This window comes from Agrobacterium sp. DKPNP3 (assembly GCF_052686535.1).
The window spans coordinates 1-15858 of sequence record NZ_JBQYSN010000001.1 but is presented as its reverse complement, the minus strand read 5'-3'; the positions used below and the strand labels follow the sequence as shown (position 1 = coordinate 15858).

Genomic DNA, 15858 nt, shown 5'->3' with positions numbered 1-15858 from the left:
TCACGCCCATTCGCCCTTGCGCATGACAGGAACCGTGGAGCCATCCGGCTTCACGCCGTCAATGTCCACCTTGTCGGAACCGATCATCCAGTCGATATGGATCAAGCTGGAATTGCCGCCCTGTGCCTTGATCTGCTCTTGCGACAGCGAAGCACCGTTAAGGAAGCATTTCGAGTAGCACTGGCCAAGCGCGATGTGACATGAGGCATTTTCATCGAACAGCGTGTTGTAGAAAAGGATGCCGCTTGCCGAAATCGGCGAGGAATGCGGCACCAGCGCCACTTCACCCAGGCGCCGCGCGCCTTCGTCAGTGTCGAGGACCTTGTTCAATACGGCTTCGCCCTTCGAAGCCTTGGCTTCGACGATGCGGCCAGCTTCGAACTTTACCTGGATATCGTCGATCAGCGTACCCTGATGCGAAAGGGGTTTCGTGCTGGAAACATAACCATCCACGCGCAACGCGTGCGGCGTCGTGAAGACCTCTTCAGTGGGAATATTCGGGTTGCAGGTTACGCCGTTTTTGGCGACCGAAGCGCCGCCGTGCCATTCATGCCCGTCCGCAAGCCCGATCGTGACATCCGTGCCCGGACCGGTGAAACGCAGTGCCGAAAAACGCTCGCCATTGAGCCACGCCGACCGCTTGGCAAGATTGGCGTTATGCTGCGCCCAGGCTGTAACCGGATCGGCCACATCCACGCGCGATGCGGCGAAAATGGCATCAGCGAGCCTGCGGACAGCGTCGTCTTCTGATACATCGGGGAAGACCTGCTTTGCCCAGGACGGGTTTGGATAAGAGATGATGTTCCAGTTGATGTCGAAGTTGGAAATCTTCTCCAGCGCCGGCTTGTAGGCGGTGGAATTGGCCTTGTTGGCGCGCGCCACCTTGGCCGGATCCTGTTCGGCCAGCAGCATCGGATTGTCGCCGGCAATCGCCAGCCGCGCTGCGCCATTGGCGTAGGCTTTTGCCATGCCTTCATAGAGCCAGCCGGAAGCCCGGTCAAAATTGGCGTCGCTCGCGTGGCGATAGCGGGCAAGCGTGGTTTCTTCATCGGAATAGAAGGTGGTGACCAGCCCGCCACCGGCCATATAGGCGTGTTTGGTCAGAAAACGCACCAGCGGCAGGGCTGCCAGCGGCGCGGTGATCACCAGATCCTGATCCTTCTGCAATTGCAGGCCGACCTTGATGGCGACTTCGGCCAGTTTTTCGAGTTTGACGGAATCGATGGGAGAAACAGTCATGATCTGCCTTCGTCTATTTCATTCGGAGGCGCCGACCATAGCCCATTCCAACTGAAAGCCAAATGCTTTCAACGCTGCCTCTCGCGCTTCAATCGGCGACCAGCGGCGCGGCGATCGCGTTCAATGCCGTCTGCGCGTCGCGCGGGGAAAGCCGCAGTTGCAAGCCGCGCTGCCCACCATTCATGTAGACGTAATCATGGCCCATGGCAGTGGATTCGATGGCTGTCGGCACCTGCTTCTTCTGCCCGAAAGGGCTGATACCGCCGACGTGGTAGCCGGTTGCCCGTTCCGCTTCGGCGGGCTTCATCATGCTGGCCGATTTGCCTCCGAAGGCGGTCGCGAGCTTCTTCATGCTCACTTCCCGATCCGAAGGAACCACAACGCAGACCGGCTTGCCATCGAGCTCAGCCATCAGCGTCTTCAGCACCAGATGGGGCGGCTCGCCAATCGCTGCCGCCGCCTGCAAACCGATGCGATCGGCAGTCGGGTCGTAGTCATAGGTGACAGTGGTGAAGGCGATGCCGGCCTTCGTCAACACTTGCGTGGCGCGGGTTGTTTTCGACATGGATAAATCTGCTTACGCAAAAAGGGCCTGATAAGTGTCCGGCTTGAAGCCGACCGTGATCTTGCCCCGCGTCTCCAGCACCGGTCGCTTGATCATGGAGGGCTGCTCCACCATCAATGCGATGGCTTTCTCCCGGGAAAGATCGGCCTTCTTCGCGTCGTCCAGTTTTTTGAACGTCGTGCCAGCCCGGTTCAGGACGGTTTCCCAGCCTGCGGCGTCGCACCATGCCTCAAGATGAGCGCGGTCGATGCCGGCGGCCTTGTAGTCATGAAAGGAATAGTCTACGCCATTGGCTTCAAGCCAACTTCTGGCCTTTTTCATCGTATCGCAGTTCTTGATACCGTAAATCGTGACCGTCATTCCATCCACCTCTTCGTCGCGCTCAGCATCCCGGCATAACAAATTATCCGGCTCGTTCAACCCGCCCGGCTCGACGCCCTGCGCAAATATACCGCTCAAGCTCTCGAGCCATGCAAAAATGAATTGACTGATATCCAAACGAGCGCGAGCAAAGCTGCATGGCTTCCCTGCTGCATCAGGCGTTGTAGAGCGGCGACGGAATGCCCATTATCTGGGCATCAAAGATGGAGAGAAAAAATGCGTCAGGTTGCTAAGACATCGCGTCACTTCTTCGGTGAAACTTTCGCCGTTCTCGGTGCAGCACTTTCGGTTTCGGCCGCAGTTCGCGCACATCGCAAGCCCGCCCGCGCCGACCTCGAAGCCCTCGGCATCGACGGCAAGGCATTTGACAAGGTCCAGCTCTAAGCTGCACATTGCTTCCAGCGAGGCGAAATCGCCTCGCTTGCGCGATCGACGCCTTTTGGTGTTGATGCGCGCAGTGTGGACCAGTGGACAAGAAGGCTGTGCCGTTGTTGCAAGGTCCCATCAATTGAAACTGATCATCGGACCAACCGAGTGAACGTAGCGTGGCATCCCCCCGCTCGTAAGCCTTTAACCCGTTATTGCGCCGATGCCCTCTGCATCGACCGTTTAGAGTGTCCGATTATTTTTCCTGGTAAGTGCAGTTGGCTTTCAGGCCGCTCGTAACACTCTGCTTTCGGGGTAAGCGCGAAGCGTGCGAGTAACTCAAGCTGCGGTTCGCCCACGTGACTGCACACAAGCTCGAAGCTTCCGGCAAGCCAACTATATGGTTTCTCGACGGGCATCGGCTCAATTCTTCCACAGCCGGTAATCAGCGCGAGATGGGGCGCAAAAGACGAGGGCGCAACAAAGGGCAGGTTGGCCCGCCAAAGGGCACGTTGCAACATCGTCGATAAAGACTGCATTTCCAGCATCTCATGGCTGCTGTGCAAAGCGAGGCTGCCGCGATTGCCAAACAGCGAGGTCTTATCGAATGTTATCGGAACGGGACGGGCCTTGATCTCGCCAAGCGTATTCTTCAGCCGATGAACGAGCTCCTCCGGCACAGCCTCAAAGCATCCAACACAAAGCAATGTTATATGCAGAACGGCTGCTGGATGAGCCTCGCGCTTCGTCTGCTTCGCCGCGTGGTGCGAGGAATCGGCAAAAATCCGTGCTGCCAGGGCTGCCGGCGGTCTCACGGTGATCAAGAGCTTGGTGGTATATTGAGAATTAAAACGCCGTACTTTCCCCGGTTCCCATCCCTCGAAGGATAGCTGCTCCAAATTCCTCGCGTCTGCCAAATCGAACCCCACCGCGGTACTCCAGGACGTTTTGCCCAAGTTTCGATGTTATCATCATCACGGGAAAATTTAAAGAACAAAAGCGGAACGAACTTGATGACCCGGAGCAGTATTTGGGAGGAGGCTGCAGGAAATCTCCCTCATTTTTGTATTCACGAGACCTGCCGCACATGTTAGGGGCTCACTGTCGAAACAGAAATATCAGAGGTTGGCGTGACGCAGGCAATCGTCGTGATGGGAGTGAGCGGGTCGGGCAAGTCCACGGTCGCGGAAGCGCTGGCAGACAAGCTGGGCATAGCCTTCATTGAAGGTGACAAGCTGCACCCCAAATCCAATGTCGAGAAAATGTCCGAAGGCATTCCCCTGACGGACGACGACCGCTGGCCCTGGCTCGATCTGATCGGTGCTGAGTTGCAAAAGGGAAACGCGAGCGGTGGCGTCGTTGTATCCTGCTCGGCGCTCAAGAAAATCTACCGCGACTACCTGCGCAAGGCCACGGGCGGTCCGCTTGCTTTCGTTTATCTGGACGGCAGCCTGGAGCTGCTCAGCCGGCGCATGGGTGAACGCAAGGGCCATTTCATGCCACTCTCGCTGCTTCAAACACAGCTTGCCACGCTGGAAGTGCCAACCGGCGAACCGGGTGTCGTCACCGTCAGCATCGACACCACACCTGAAGAGATCACCAAAAATGCTCTTGCCGGACTGAAGGCGGTGACCTTCTAGGACTGTCCGGGCTGCGGAAGCAGCAGACATGGCGTGAGGTAAACGACGCCGCGTCTTTACTGGAATGCGCTAGAGGCCGAGCTTGTCCCTTAAGCCGTACCACCAGGCACCGAGCACGGTGAGCGGCACACGGAAGGTCTTTCCACCCGGGAACGGGTAATTCGGCAGCGAACTCCAGATATCGAACCGCTCGGCGTGGCCGGCAACGGCTTCGCCCAATATCTTTCCCAGAAGATGGGTCGTGGTGACGCCGTGACCGCTGTCGCCGTGCGAGAAGTAGATATTGTGCGAGAGCCTGCCCATATGCGGAATGCGCGTCAGGGTCAGCGCGAAGTTGCCGCTCCAGGCGAAGTCGATCTTTGCCTTTTCCAGCTGCGGAAATGTCTTCAGCATATTCGGCCGGATCACACCCGTCAGGTCGGCCGGGTCGCTGCCGCCATAACCGATGCCGCCGCCGTAAAGCAGACGGTTGTCAGACGTGCGGCGGTAATAATCGAGAATGTAATTAGCGTCCTCGACGCAATAATTGGCAGGAAGAAGGGCTTCGATCAGATCGGCATCGAGCGGCTCCGTCGCCATGACCTGGCTCGAGACCGGCATCATTCGCTCGCCGATTTCCGGCAGTAATGTGCCGAGATAGGCATTGCCGCAGACGAGGACATATTTTGCCTTCACGCTGCCCGTTGCCGTGCGCACGATGGGATTGACGCCCTGCTCCACCGCAATGACACGCGAGTTTTCGAATATGCGCGCACCGAGGCTTTCGGCTGCCGCCGCTTCCCCCTGGACAAGATTAAGAGGGTGAATGTGGCCACCGAAGCGGTCGATCATGCCGCCTGCATAACGATCGGTCTTCACATATTTCCCGACATCCGCCTTTGAGACCATTTCGAGCCCGCCATGGCCGTGTTTTTCCCAGTGAGCCTTATGGGCTTCCATTTCGCGGATCTGCTTCGGTGTGAAGGCGGCGAAAAAGCCGCCGTCGACGAGATCGCAGTCGATCCCGTATTTGGCGACGCGGCTGCGGATGATGTCGCCGCCTTCCAGCGACATTTCGCCGAGCTTTACTGCCTTGTCATGCCCGTAGCGGCCGGCGATGGTTTCGAGATCGCGGCTGTAACCATTGACGATCTGCCCGCCATTGCGGCCCGACGCGCCGAAGCCAACCCGCACACCTTCCAGCACGATGACCGCGTAACCGCGTTCGCTCAGTTCCAGCGCCGCTGAAATGCCGGTGAAGCCGCCACCGATGATGCAGACATCCGCATCCAGCGCGCCCTCAAGCGTCGGCCGCACGGTTTTGATATTGGCGCATGCCGCGTACCACGACGATGTGTGGCCGGGATTGGGAATATCGGTTACCTCAGCCATTTCACACCGTCCTGATATAGGCGTCATATTCGACGTCGGTTACACGCAGGGAAAATTCGGAAAGCTCCTGCTGTTTGCAGGCGGAGAACAGCGTGCGGTACTTCTGCCCGAGCGTTGCATATGCAAAACTCGACCGCGTGAAGCGCTGCAGCGCATAGTCCCAGTTGGTAGGCAGCGGCTCGTGGTTGATCGCATGGCTGTCGCCGGAAATCGCGCCACCCGGTTGGCGCTTCTCCTTCATGCCGGCGAGGGCCGCGCTGAGGATCATGGCAAGAACCAGATAGGGATTGGTATCGGCGCCAGCGACGCGATGTTCGATACGCGTCGCCGCCTTGCTGGCAACAATGACGCGCACCGCTGCCGAGCGGTTATCGATGCCCCAGGAGGCGTAGGTCGGCGCATGTTCGCTCGGTGTGAGGCGGCGATAGGAATTGGCATGGGGAGCAAAGATCGCCATGCTTTCCCCCATGTTTTCCAGGAGACCCCCGACCGAATGCATCAGCGCGTCCGATGGCCCCTCTTCCCCGGCGTAGATATTCCTGCCGCTCTTGTCGAGAACGGAGAAATGCACATGCATGCCATTGCCGGCCTGGAGCCCATAGGGCTTCGCCATGAAAGTTGCGTCGAGATCGTGCCGTCGTGCGACGCCCTTGACGATGCGTTTGAGAAAGACGGCGAAATCTGCGGCCTGCAGGGCATCCGGCACATGGTTGAGGTTGATCTCATATTGCCCGGGACCATTTTCCCGCAGCGTGGTATCAGCAAGCACACCCTGTGCGCGGCAGGCGGTGGCGATGTCATGAAAGACATCCTCGAAATCCTGTAATTCGGAAATCGACAGAACCTGTGTCTGACCGGTGTGCCAGCGTCCCTCACGGCTGTGCGGTGGGCGCACCGGATCAAGCGCCGAACGAACGGGATCGATCAGGTAAAATTCGAGTTCTGTCGCCACAACGGGCGTTAGACCGGCCTTGTTATAGGCATTCAGAACCTGCGACAGAACATGGCGCGGATCGCCATAAAAACCGGTTCCATCGGGGTTTTTCATGGCTAGAAGAACCTGTGCGGTCGGCCTGCCAAGCCATGTCACCCGCGACAGTGTGCCGGGCACCGGAAAACAGAACCCATCCGGATCCCCGGTGCCCTCGGCCAGACCGGCCGCGTGCACATCCCTGCCCCAGATATCCAGCGCGTAGACGGAGCGCGGGATGGCCATTCCCTTTTCGAGCACGTCGATTGCCCTTTCGCGCGGAATCCATTTGCCGCGCGGAACGCCATTCGCATCTATGACGAAAGCTTCGAGAATTTCGATATCGGGATTATCGGCGAAAAATTTCTTTGCGTTTTCAATATCATCCATCATGCACCAGCAAGCCGTTTCCATCTCGTTCATGCGCAGCGAGTTTCGCTAACGAAAATCGTCCTGCTGCTGATAGATGAGAAACCTCGCCACCATGATGACGTTCGCCCTTTTTCCCCTTTTGTATATGAACATGTTACGTGGCCTGTTGCAGGAAGGCCAGCAGTTTCCTCTTCTTACGGATTGAACCTCTCCGGGCGATAGGCATCGATCGCGATAACCGGCTGCTCTCCCAGCATGGCTTCGGCTATGACCCGGCCCGTAATTGGCCCGAGGGTAAGACCATGATGGGCGTGCCCGAATGCGAACCATAATGTTTTGTGACGCGGCGCCTTGCCAATGATCGGCATCATGTCCGGTGTGCATGGCCGCGCACCCATCCATGGCTCAGCATCGAGCCTTCCGCCGAGTGGGAAAACGCTGCGCGCCACGCGCTCCGCGCGGTCGATCTGCACGGGGGATTTCGGTGCGTCGCGCTCGGCAAACTCTGCTCCGGTCGTCAGCCGGATGCCCTTCCGCATGGGCGCAAGGAAATAGCCGCGCTCGGCATCGATCAGCCAGTTATTGAGCCTGGCGCCCTCCTGCGGCGCATAATGCATGTGATAACCGCGCTTCACCCCGAGCGGGAAGCGATAACCCAGTCGTTGCGTCACGGTATCGGCCCAGGGACCCAGCGCCAGGACCGCCTGCTCGCCCTCAACCGCACCTGTCGCCGTGCGCACCGTCCAGCCGCTTGTGGTCTGGCTCAGTGTCGAGGCATCGCCCCGCACGACGCTGCCGCCGAGGCTTTCGAACAGCTTTACATAGGCAAGCGTCAGCGCGTGCGGATCAAGTACGGACCACGGGTCATTCCATTTCAGTCCACCAACGAAATCCCGGGAGAGGTGCGGTTCGGATGCCGCAAGCTCTTTGGCATCCAGTTTGGTGTGGGAAATGCCGTTTTCGCGGGAAAGACGCTCGGCGAAAGCATAATCGGCATCTCGCCTCTCGGCGGTTCGATAGGCTTCCATCCAGCCATTTTTGACAATCAGTTCACCCGCCCCGGCCTCATCGATCAAGATGTTATGCTCGGACACCGAATGTTCGATCAAAGGCGTATAGGCGCGGGCGATTGCGGCGTGCCTGGCGGCGGCTGAATTATACCAGTAGCGCCCGAGAAACGGCGCGATTTTGGGAAGCGCGGAGAGGCGATAACGGACATCGATCCTGTTGTTCAGCGAGTAGCGCAGCAAGAGCGCGAGGTCCTGCGGAAAACCGTAGGGCACCACGCCCTCTCTCTGGATCAGGCCGGCATTGCCAAAGGATGTTTCTTCCCCCGGCCCGCGCCGGTCCACCAGCACCACCGACTTGCCCCGTCGGGCGAGTTGCAGGGCCACCGAAACTCCGATGATGCCCGCTCCCAAAACGATCACATCCGCTGCCATCGCAATCCATCCAATTCCATGTCACCTTTATCGCAACATGGGTCCGCCTGCTGCGCAAAGCAACAGGAAGTCATCGCCTTGAACGAAATACCGATGCGGCTTACTGGCTCACCGCTTTCGTTTCCACGGCCTCGATATTGAAGGCGGCGGCGAGCAATGCCTTGGTGTAGTCCTGCTGCGGATTGGCAAAAACGTTAGCCGCAGGGCCACTTTCAACCACCTTGCCATGACGCATGACGATGAGATCGTTGGCGAGCGCCTTCACCACCTTCAGATCGTGGCTGATGAAGAGATAGGCCAATTCGTGTTTTGCCTGCAGATCCCGCAGCAGATCAACCACCTGCGCCTGCACGCTCATGTCGAGCGCGGATGTCGGCTCGTCAAGCATGACGAAACGGGGCTTCAGCACCATGGCGCGGGCAATGGCGATGCGCTGGCGCTGGCCGCCGGAAAATTCGTGCGGATACCGCCAGCGGGTGGCCGGATCAAGGCCCACCTCCTCCAGTGCCGTGGCGACACGCGTATCGCGCTCGTCGGCCGATAGCGACCGCTCATGCACCTTCAGGCCTTCGGCAATAATCTCGCCAACGGACATGCGCGGGCTGAGAGAGCCGTAAGGGTCCTGAAATACCACCTGAAGCCGATTTCTCAACGGCTTCATCATCTCGTACGAATAGTGGTCGATCGACTGACCAACGAAGCTGATACGTCCCTCAGACGCGATCAGCCGCGAGAGCGCAAGGCCAAGCGTGGTCTTACCGGAGCCGGACTCGCCCACCACGCCAACGGTCTGGCCGGCGCGCAGGGTAATATCAATGCCGTCAACCGCCTTCACATGGTCGACAACGCGACGCATCAACCCGGCTTTGATGGGAAACCAGACCTTGATGTCTTCACCCTGCATGACCACCGGCTTGCTGGCATCGGAATGCGGCGGCTCGCCCTTCGGCTCGGCAGCCAGAAGATGGCGGGTATAGGCGTGCTGCGGATCGGTAAACACCTGCTCAACCGTGCCGGTCTCGACAATCTTGCCCTTGGTCATGACGCAGACACGGTCGGCAAACTTGCGGACGATACCGAGATCGTGGGTGATGAACAGCATGGACATGCCATGTTTCGCCTTCAGATCGCTCAAGAGTTCGAGGATCTGCGCCTGGACCGTGACGTCGAGTGCGGTGGTCGGCTCGTCGGCGATCAGCAATTTTGGCCGGTTGGCGAGCGCCATGGCGATCATCACGCGTTGCCGCTGGCCTCCAGACAATTCGTGCGGATAGGCCTTCAGACGCTTTTCCGGCTCTCGGATACCGACCTGCAACAACAATTCCAGGGTGCGTTGACGTGCCTCTGCGCCGGTAATTGCCTGATGCAGCTCCAAGATTTCGCCGATCTGCCGCTCGATGGTGTGGAGCGGGTTGAGCGAGGTCATCGGCTCCTGGAAGATCATGGTGATATCGTTGCCGCGCACCGCACGCAGGGAGCGCTCCGGCAATGTCAGCATATCCTTGCCATCGAACAGGATTTTGCCGGAGGGGTGGCTGGCCGCCGGATAGGGCAGGAGTTTGAGAATGGAATTTGCGGTGACCGACTTGCCGGAGCCGGATTCCCCGACGAGGGCAACGACTTCGCCCGGCATCAGGTCAAAGGAGACGTGATCGACAGCGACACTGGTCGCGCCGCCCTGATGGAAGGCGACGGAGAGATCACGGACGGAGAGAAGCGGCTGAATAGTTGTTTCCATCATGGCGATCACCGGAACGTCTTGCGTGGATCGAAGGCGTCGCGAACGGCCTCGCCGATGAAGATCAGGAGCGACAGCATGATGGACATCGTAAAGAATGCCGTCAGGCCCAGCCAGGGAGCCTGGAGGTTGTTCTTTCCCTGCGCAATCATCTCGCCCAGCGACGGCGATCCCGGCGGCATTCCAAAACCGAGGAAGTCGAGTGAGGTGAGTGTCGTGATCGACCCAGAGAGAATGAAGGGCAGGAAGGTCAGCGTTGCCACCATGGCGTTGGGCAGAAGGTGGCGGAACATGATCGTCCAGTTTCCGACCCCGAGTGCGCGGGCAGCCCGGACATATTCGAAGTTTCGGGCGCGCAGGAATTCGGCGCGGACAATGCCCACAAAGCCGACCCATGAAAACAGCAGCATGATGCCGAGCAGCACGAAGAAGCCCGGCGGCAGGATGGCCGCGATGATCAGCAGGATGTAAAGCACCGGCATCGACGACCAGATTTCGATGAAACGCTGCAGAAGCAGGTCCGTCCAGCCACCGAAATAGCCCTGGATAGCGCCGGCGGTGACACCGACAATGGCAGAAGCAATGGTCAGCGTCAGACCGAACAGCACGGAGATGCGAAAGCCGTAGATCATCCGCGCCGTGACGTCGCGGGCCTGATTGTCGGTGCCGAGCCAGTTCAGATTGCCAAGCGTGCAGCCGGAATCGGCATCGCCCTGCGGGTAGGCCGAGCAGCGCTCCTTTTTATCCATCAGCCAGAAAGGTGCCGTGGGCGCGGAATGCGGAATATTGGAATTGACCGTCTGGTAGGAATACCGGATCGGCGGCCAGATCATCCAGCCATTGGCGTTGATTTCGTCCTGAATGAAGGAGGACTTGTAATCGGTCTGGGCGAGAAACCCGCCGAACTTCTCTTCCGGATAATCGACCATGACCGGCACCAGAAGCTCGCCCTTATAGGAGGCGAGGATGGGTTTGTCGTTGGCGATGAATTCCGCCATGAGGCTCAGGAAGAACAGGATCAGGAACAGCCAGAAGGACCAGTATCCACGGCGATTAGCCTTGAAATTCTGCCAACGGCGCTTTGTGGTTGGCGAAAACCACGGGCGCTTGGGCTTGACCAGCATCTCTGTTCCGGCGGGATGAGCAAGCGACATCACACGTCCCTCCGCTCGAAGTCGATGCGCGGATCGATCCATGTGTAGATGAGGTCAGAGAGCAGGCCAACGACGAGGCCCATCAGCGAAAAGATGAACAGCGTGCCGAAGACAATCGGGTAATCACGGTTGACGACCGAGAGATAACCGAGCCGGCCGAGGCCATCCAGCGAGAAGATATTCTCGATCAGCAGCGAGCCGGTGAAGAAGGCCGAGATAAAGGCGCCCGGAAAGCCGGCGATCACGATCAGCATCGCGTTGCGGAAGACATGGCCGTAGAGAACCTTGCGTTCCGTAAGACCCTTGGCTCGGGCGGTGATGACATATTGCTTCTTGATCTCGTCGATGAAGGAATTTTTGGTCAAAAGCGTCGTCGTCGCGAAGGCAGAGAGCGAGAGCGCGATGAGCGGCAATGTGAGGTGCCAGAAATAGTCGATGATCTTCTGCCACCAGTTCAGCTGGTCGAAATTGTCCGATACCAGGCCGCGGAGCGGAAACCAGTCGAAGAACGATCCGCCGGCGAAAAGCACGATGAGCAGGATGCCGAACAGGAAGCTCGGCACCGCATACCCGATGATGATGATGCCCGATGTCCAGACATCGAAGGTCGAGCCGTCGGAAACGGCCTTCTTGATGCCGAGCGGAATGGAAATCACATAAGAAATGATCAAAATCCAGAAGCCGAGCGAGGCCGAGACCGGCAGCTTGTCGATGATGAGATCGATGACCGACGAATTGCGGAAGAAGCTGTCGCCAAAGTCGAAGCGGATGTAATTCCACATCATTTCAAGGAACCGGGTGAGCGGCGGTTTGTCAAAACCGAACTGCTTTTCGAGCTTCTTGATCAGCTCCGGATCGAGCCCCTGCGCGCCGCGATATTTCGACCCGCTTTCATCGAAGCCGCCCCCCTGCCCCGTGAGGTCGCCGCCGCCAGAGAGACGGTCGGAAGCGCTGTCGCCCTGGCCCGTCAACTGCGCGACGACCTGTTCCACCGGACCGCCCGGGGCGAACTGGATGACGAGAAACGAAATGCCCATGATGCCGATGATGGTTGGGATCATCAGCGCCAGACGTCTGAGGATATAGGCGCCCATCAGCCTTTTCTCCCAGCCGTTCGGTCAGCGTCTTTCGTCTGGGTCAAGCCCGGTCCTTTCCTCAAAGCAGCGTCGTGCGCATTTCAAGCGATTCGTCCTGGCCTATGTGAATCAAGCCTTGATCGCGAAAGCAAGGCCGGCGTCATTTTCCGGCCTGGCTGGACCACCAGGCTTCGGGAAATCCGATGCCGTATTCGGGCAGGTTTTCCGGGCGGACAATCGTGTTCCAATAGGCGATGAACAGCTCGCCACGGTAGAATTGCGGAATGACATAGCTGTTGGCGAGCAGCACCCGGTCAAGCGCCCGGGCAGCAGCGACCTGCTCATCGCGATTGGGCGCAAAAATGACCTTGCGCACCAAAGCATCGACGGCCGGGTTCTTGATGCCGGCGAGGTTGTTCGATCCCTGACGATCAGCAGCCGCCGAACCCCAGTAATCGGCTTGCTCGTTGCCCGGATTGGCCGACGTCGCCCAGAGCTTGACGATAATGTCGTAATCGAAGCTGCGGGTGCGGTTGGTGAATTGCGAGGCATCGACCGTGCGGATGGTCGCGTTGATGCCGATTTTCTTCAGACTCTGCACATAGGGAAGGATCGTTCGTTCCATGCCGGCGGAATCAATCAGGAATTCCATATCGAGTTGCTGACCGGTCTTCGCATTGACCATGCGGTTGCCGCGCAACTCGTAACCGGCCTCCTTCATCAGCTTGACGGCCTCGCGCAGATTGTCACGCTGCTTGGCCGGATCGCCCGCCACCGGATTCTTGTATTCCGTCGTGAAGACCTCAGGTGGGATCTGATCCTTGAGCTCCTGAAGCAGTTCCAGTTCTCGACCCGTCGGCAGGCCAGATGAAGCCAATTCGCTGCCCATGAAGAAGCTGTTGATGCGCTGGAACTGGCCATAAGCCAGCGTGCGGTTGAGTTCCTCGAAATCGAAGGCATAGTTCAGCGCCTTGCGCAGTTTCGGGTTCTGGAACTTTTCCCGCCGCATGTTCGGCACAAAGGCCTGCATGATGCCAACGGAACGGTAGATGTTTGGCAGCTCCTCCTTCTTCACCCGACCGTCTTTGACAGCGGGAAAATCATAACCCGTGACCCAGCGGCTGGAGGAAGCTTCCCGCGCGAAATCGATCGTGCCCGATTTAAATGCCTGGAATTCCACGTCCTGATCGGCAAAAAAGGTGTAGGCGATGGTTTTGAAGTTGTTCATCCCCACGTTTACGTTGACGTCCTTGCCCCAATAATCGTCACGGCGCTCATAAGTGATGGTCGATCCGGGGGCGACGGCAGCGATCTTGTAGGGGCCGGAACCCATGACCGGCTCCAGCGTGCCGCGCGAAATGTCACGCGGCTTCCCGTCCGGGCCGGTGCCTTCCCACCAGTGCTTGGGAACGATCATCAATTGACCGACGATCTGCGGCAGCTCGCGATTGTTCTTTTCATCGAAGGTGAAGGTGATGTCCCTGTCACCGCTCACTTCCGCCTTGGTGACGTGGGTGTAATAGGTCGCAAGCTGCGGGCTCAGGTCCTTGGCCTTTTCGAAGCTGAACACGACATCCTCGGGCGTCACCGGCTTGCCGTCCGCCCATTTGGCCTCCTGCCGCAGGCGGAACGTCGCTCTGGAAATATCGTCGGGATAGCTGACGCCTTCCGCCAGCAAACCATAGGAGGCCGAGAGTTCCTCTTCCGTCGATTTCATCAGCGTATCGAAGACGAGCGAAAGGCCCGTTGCCGCCTCGCCCTTGGCCAGCAGCGGGTTTAGCGTATCGAAGGTGCCCGATGTCGAGAGGCGCAACGTGCCGCCTTTGGGCGCATTGGTGTTCACATAGTCGAAATGGTCGAAGCCATCGGGATGCTTCAACTCCCCGACCGTCGAAATCCCCTTTCGCCAGACATCGCCCGACTGGGAAAAAGCCGCCGCCGGGATCAGCAGGGCGGAGGCCGTGAGGGCAATGAGAAAGCGGGATTTCAGTGGTGCCAATATCATCGGGTCAATGTCCGTGTTCTTGTACTTGCTCAAGAGAGCATAAAAGAAAGATTGGCAAAAAACAGATGCGCTGTCTCACAAGCTCTTTATCGACGTATTTATCCTGCTTTGTGCGGGCCAAGCGAAACATGGTTTTAACAAAATCCCGTTCCAGTTTATCCTCAGAGGTAGAGAATCAACTGATCGGGCGGGCACGGCTACATGACGGCGGGATCATCCAGAATTTTCAAGGCAGCGATGCTCACGATGTCGGTCGTCTCGGCGCTGCAATGGCAGATCGAGGCCGCATCGGCCGAAGACAGGCCCGCAAAAGAAGTGTTCGGCCACATGGCGCTGCCTTCCGCCGCAGCTTCCCAACCGATCGGCTCTTATGCCAAAGGCTGCCAGGCTGGCGCTGTCGCCATGCCTACCGATGGCCCCGGTTGGCAGGCCATGCGCCTTTCCCGCAACCGGCGCTGGGGCCAGCCGCAGCTGATTTCCTTTCTTGAGCGGTTTTCGCAGGATGCCCAGAAGATCGGCTGGCCGGGCCTGCTGCTTGGCGATATTTCCCAGCCACGCGGCGGTCCTATGCTGACAGGGCATGCCTCGCACCAGATCGGTCTCGATGTGGATGTCTGGTGGCGGCCCATGCCCACTCCCCGGCTGACGGTGGAGCAGCGAGAGACGGTGCCCTTCATCTCGATGCTGGACAAGAGCAAGTTTCTGACGGTTGACGACCGCAAATGGTCGCCGCTGAATGCCCGGCTGGTGATGATGGCGGCAAGTTACCCGCAGGTGGAGCGTGTCTTCGTCAACCCGGCCATCAAGCAGAAACTCTGCCAGACATGGACCGGCGACCGGACCTTCATGGGCAAGATCAGGCCGATTTACGGCCATGACGAGCACTTCCACATTCGGCTGGAATGCCCGCCCGGCGCGCCCAATTGCAAACCGCAGGCATCCGTCGGCAAGGGCGATGGTTGCGACAAGTCCCTTGCCTGGTGGTTCACCAAGGAGCCATGGGCGCCGCCGAAAAAGGACCCCAATGCCAAGCCGGTAAAGCCGCGCCAGGTGATGGTTTCCGATCTGCCGGCGGCCTGCGCCGCAGTTGCAGCTGCTCCTTCCGCCAATCCCGAGGGGATTGCGGCTCAGGCCTATTCCGCCTCTCCGGCTCAGGCCGTGCGACAGCAGAATGTAGAACAGGTCATTCAGAATGCTCCGGCCATCCAGCCGCCATCCGATATTCCCCTCCCGACCCAGCGTCCGACATTGAACTGAAACAAAACGGAGGCATTCGACAGCTTCCCTTTTCAAATGGCGGCAAGCTGTTATAGAAGGCTTCAAATCGATTTAATTCTCATGACACAGGCTGGGATCATGGAAGGGCTACGCTGTATCGCGCTCATCGCTCACGACGAGAAAAAAGACGATATGGCGGACTTCGCCCGTCAGCATCAAAAGGCGCTTGCCAAGTTCAAGATCGTCGCCACCGGCACCACCGGCGGGCGCGTGCAGGAAGCCTGCCCGGGCCTCGAAGTCATTCGGCTTAAAAGCGGTCCG

Annotated in this window: 14 protein-coding genes and 1 pseudogene; 4 read left to right on the top strand and 11 right to left on the bottom strand. The window is 58.7% G+C overall.

Annotated elements, in window-relative coordinates:
* From ACUTJJ_RS00075 to ACUTJJ_RS00065, 3 genes are all read right to left on the bottom strand, one after another.
* Positions 1 to 1239 (bottom strand): aminopeptidase, encoded by a 1239-nt coding sequence (locus tag ACUTJJ_RS00075; protein ID WP_445540913.1) that lies wholly within the window; start codon positions 1237 to 1239, stop codon positions 1 to 3.
* A gap of 88 nt (positions 1240 to 1327) precedes the next feature.
* Positions 1328 to 1804, bottom strand: coding sequence for a Cys-tRNA(Pro) deacylase (ybaK, locus tag ACUTJJ_RS00070; protein ID WP_063949420.1), 477 nt, complete (start codon positions 1802 to 1804; stop codon positions 1328 to 1330).
* Between the two features lie 12 nt (positions 1805 to 1816).
* Positions 1817 to 2164: an ArsC family reductase gene (locus ACUTJJ_RS00065; protein ID WP_144576189.1), complete on the bottom strand. Its 348-nt coding sequence runs from the start codon at positions 2162 to 2164 to the stop codon at positions 1817 to 1819.
* 237 nt (positions 2165 to 2401) lie between these two features.
* On the opposite strand from ACUTJJ_RS00065, the gene ACUTJJ_RS00060 reads away from it, so the two are divergent.
* On the top strand, positions 2402 to 2569 hold the full coding sequence (locus ACUTJJ_RS00060; protein WP_172801619.1) for a hypothetical protein: 168 nt from the start codon (positions 2402 to 2404) through the stop codon (positions 2567 to 2569).
* Positions 2570 to 2763: 194 nt separating this feature from the next.
* On the opposite strand, the gene ACUTJJ_RS00055 is transcribed toward ACUTJJ_RS00060, so the two are convergent.
* Positions 2764 to 3480, bottom strand: coding sequence for a 2'-5' RNA ligase family protein (locus tag ACUTJJ_RS00055; protein WP_445540912.1), 717 nt, complete (start codon positions 3478 to 3480; stop codon positions 2764 to 2766).
* A 222-nt stretch (positions 3481 to 3702) separates the two neighbouring features.
* On the opposite strand from ACUTJJ_RS00055, the gene ACUTJJ_RS00050 reads away from it, so the two are divergent.
* Complete coding sequence (locus tag ACUTJJ_RS00050) at positions 3703 to 4191, top strand: gluconokinase (protein ID WP_209089651.1); 489 nt, start codon at positions 3703 to 3705, stop codon at positions 4189 to 4191.
* Positions 4192 to 4260: 69 nt separating this feature from the next.
* Here the strand turns inward: ACUTJJ_RS00050 and ACUTJJ_RS00045 are convergent, their stop codons facing one another.
* The 7 genes from ACUTJJ_RS00045 to ACUTJJ_RS00015 all read right to left on the bottom strand — a co-directional run bounded on the left by ACUTJJ_RS00045 (position 4261) and on the right by ACUTJJ_RS00015 (position 14319).
* The gene (locus ACUTJJ_RS00045) at positions 4261 to 5562 is read right to left on the bottom strand and encodes an NAD(P)/FAD-dependent oxidoreductase (protein ID WP_445540911.1); all 1302 of its coding nucleotides are present in this window, start codon (positions 5560 to 5562) and stop codon (positions 4261 to 4263) included.
* Position 5563: 1 nt separating this feature from the next.
* Positions 5564 to 6925 (bottom strand): glutamine synthetase family protein, encoded by a 1362-nt coding sequence (locus ACUTJJ_RS00040; protein WP_404494333.1) that lies wholly within the window; start codon positions 6923 to 6925, stop codon positions 5564 to 5566.
* Positions 6926 to 7098: 173 nt separating this feature from the next.
* Positions 7099 to 8346 (bottom strand): NAD(P)/FAD-dependent oxidoreductase, encoded by a 1248-nt coding sequence (locus ACUTJJ_RS00035; protein WP_445540910.1) that lies wholly within the window; start codon positions 8344 to 8346, stop codon positions 7099 to 7101.
* A gap of 100 nt (positions 8347 to 8446) precedes the next feature.
* Positions 8447 to 10087, bottom strand: a complete 1641-nt coding sequence (locus ACUTJJ_RS00030; RefSeq protein ID WP_445540909.1) for an ABC transporter ATP-binding protein — start codon at positions 10085 to 10087, stop codon at positions 8447 to 8449.
* A gap of 5 nt (positions 10088 to 10092) precedes the next feature.
* Positions 10093 to 11208 carry an ABC transporter permease gene (locus ACUTJJ_RS00025; RefSeq protein WP_445540981.1) on the bottom strand — a complete coding sequence of 372 codons (1116 nt, stop codon included), beginning with the start codon at positions 11206 to 11208 and terminating at the stop codon, positions 10093 to 10095.
* 29 nt (positions 11209 to 11237) lie between these two features.
* Complete coding sequence (locus tag ACUTJJ_RS00020) at positions 11238 to 12332, bottom strand: microcin C ABC transporter permease YejB (protein WP_144576195.1); 1095 nt, start codon at positions 12330 to 12332, stop codon at positions 11238 to 11240.
* A 142-nt stretch (positions 12333 to 12474) separates the two neighbouring features.
* Positions 12475 to 14319, bottom strand: coding sequence for an extracellular solute-binding protein (locus ACUTJJ_RS00015; protein WP_445540908.1), 1845 nt, complete (start codon positions 14317 to 14319; stop codon positions 12475 to 12477).
* Positions 14320 to 14520: 201 nt separating this feature from the next.
* Between ACUTJJ_RS00015 and mepA the strand changes: the two genes are divergently transcribed.
* A complete protein-coding gene (gene mepA, locus ACUTJJ_RS00010) occupies positions 14521 to 15576 on the top strand; it encodes a penicillin-insensitive murein endopeptidase (RefSeq protein ID WP_445540907.1) in 1056 nt (351 codons plus the stop codon).
* A gap of 99 nt (positions 15577 to 15675) precedes the next feature.
* A pseudogene (locus ACUTJJ_RS00005) lies at positions 15676 to 15858 on the top strand (methylglyoxal synthase); the annotation flags it as partial.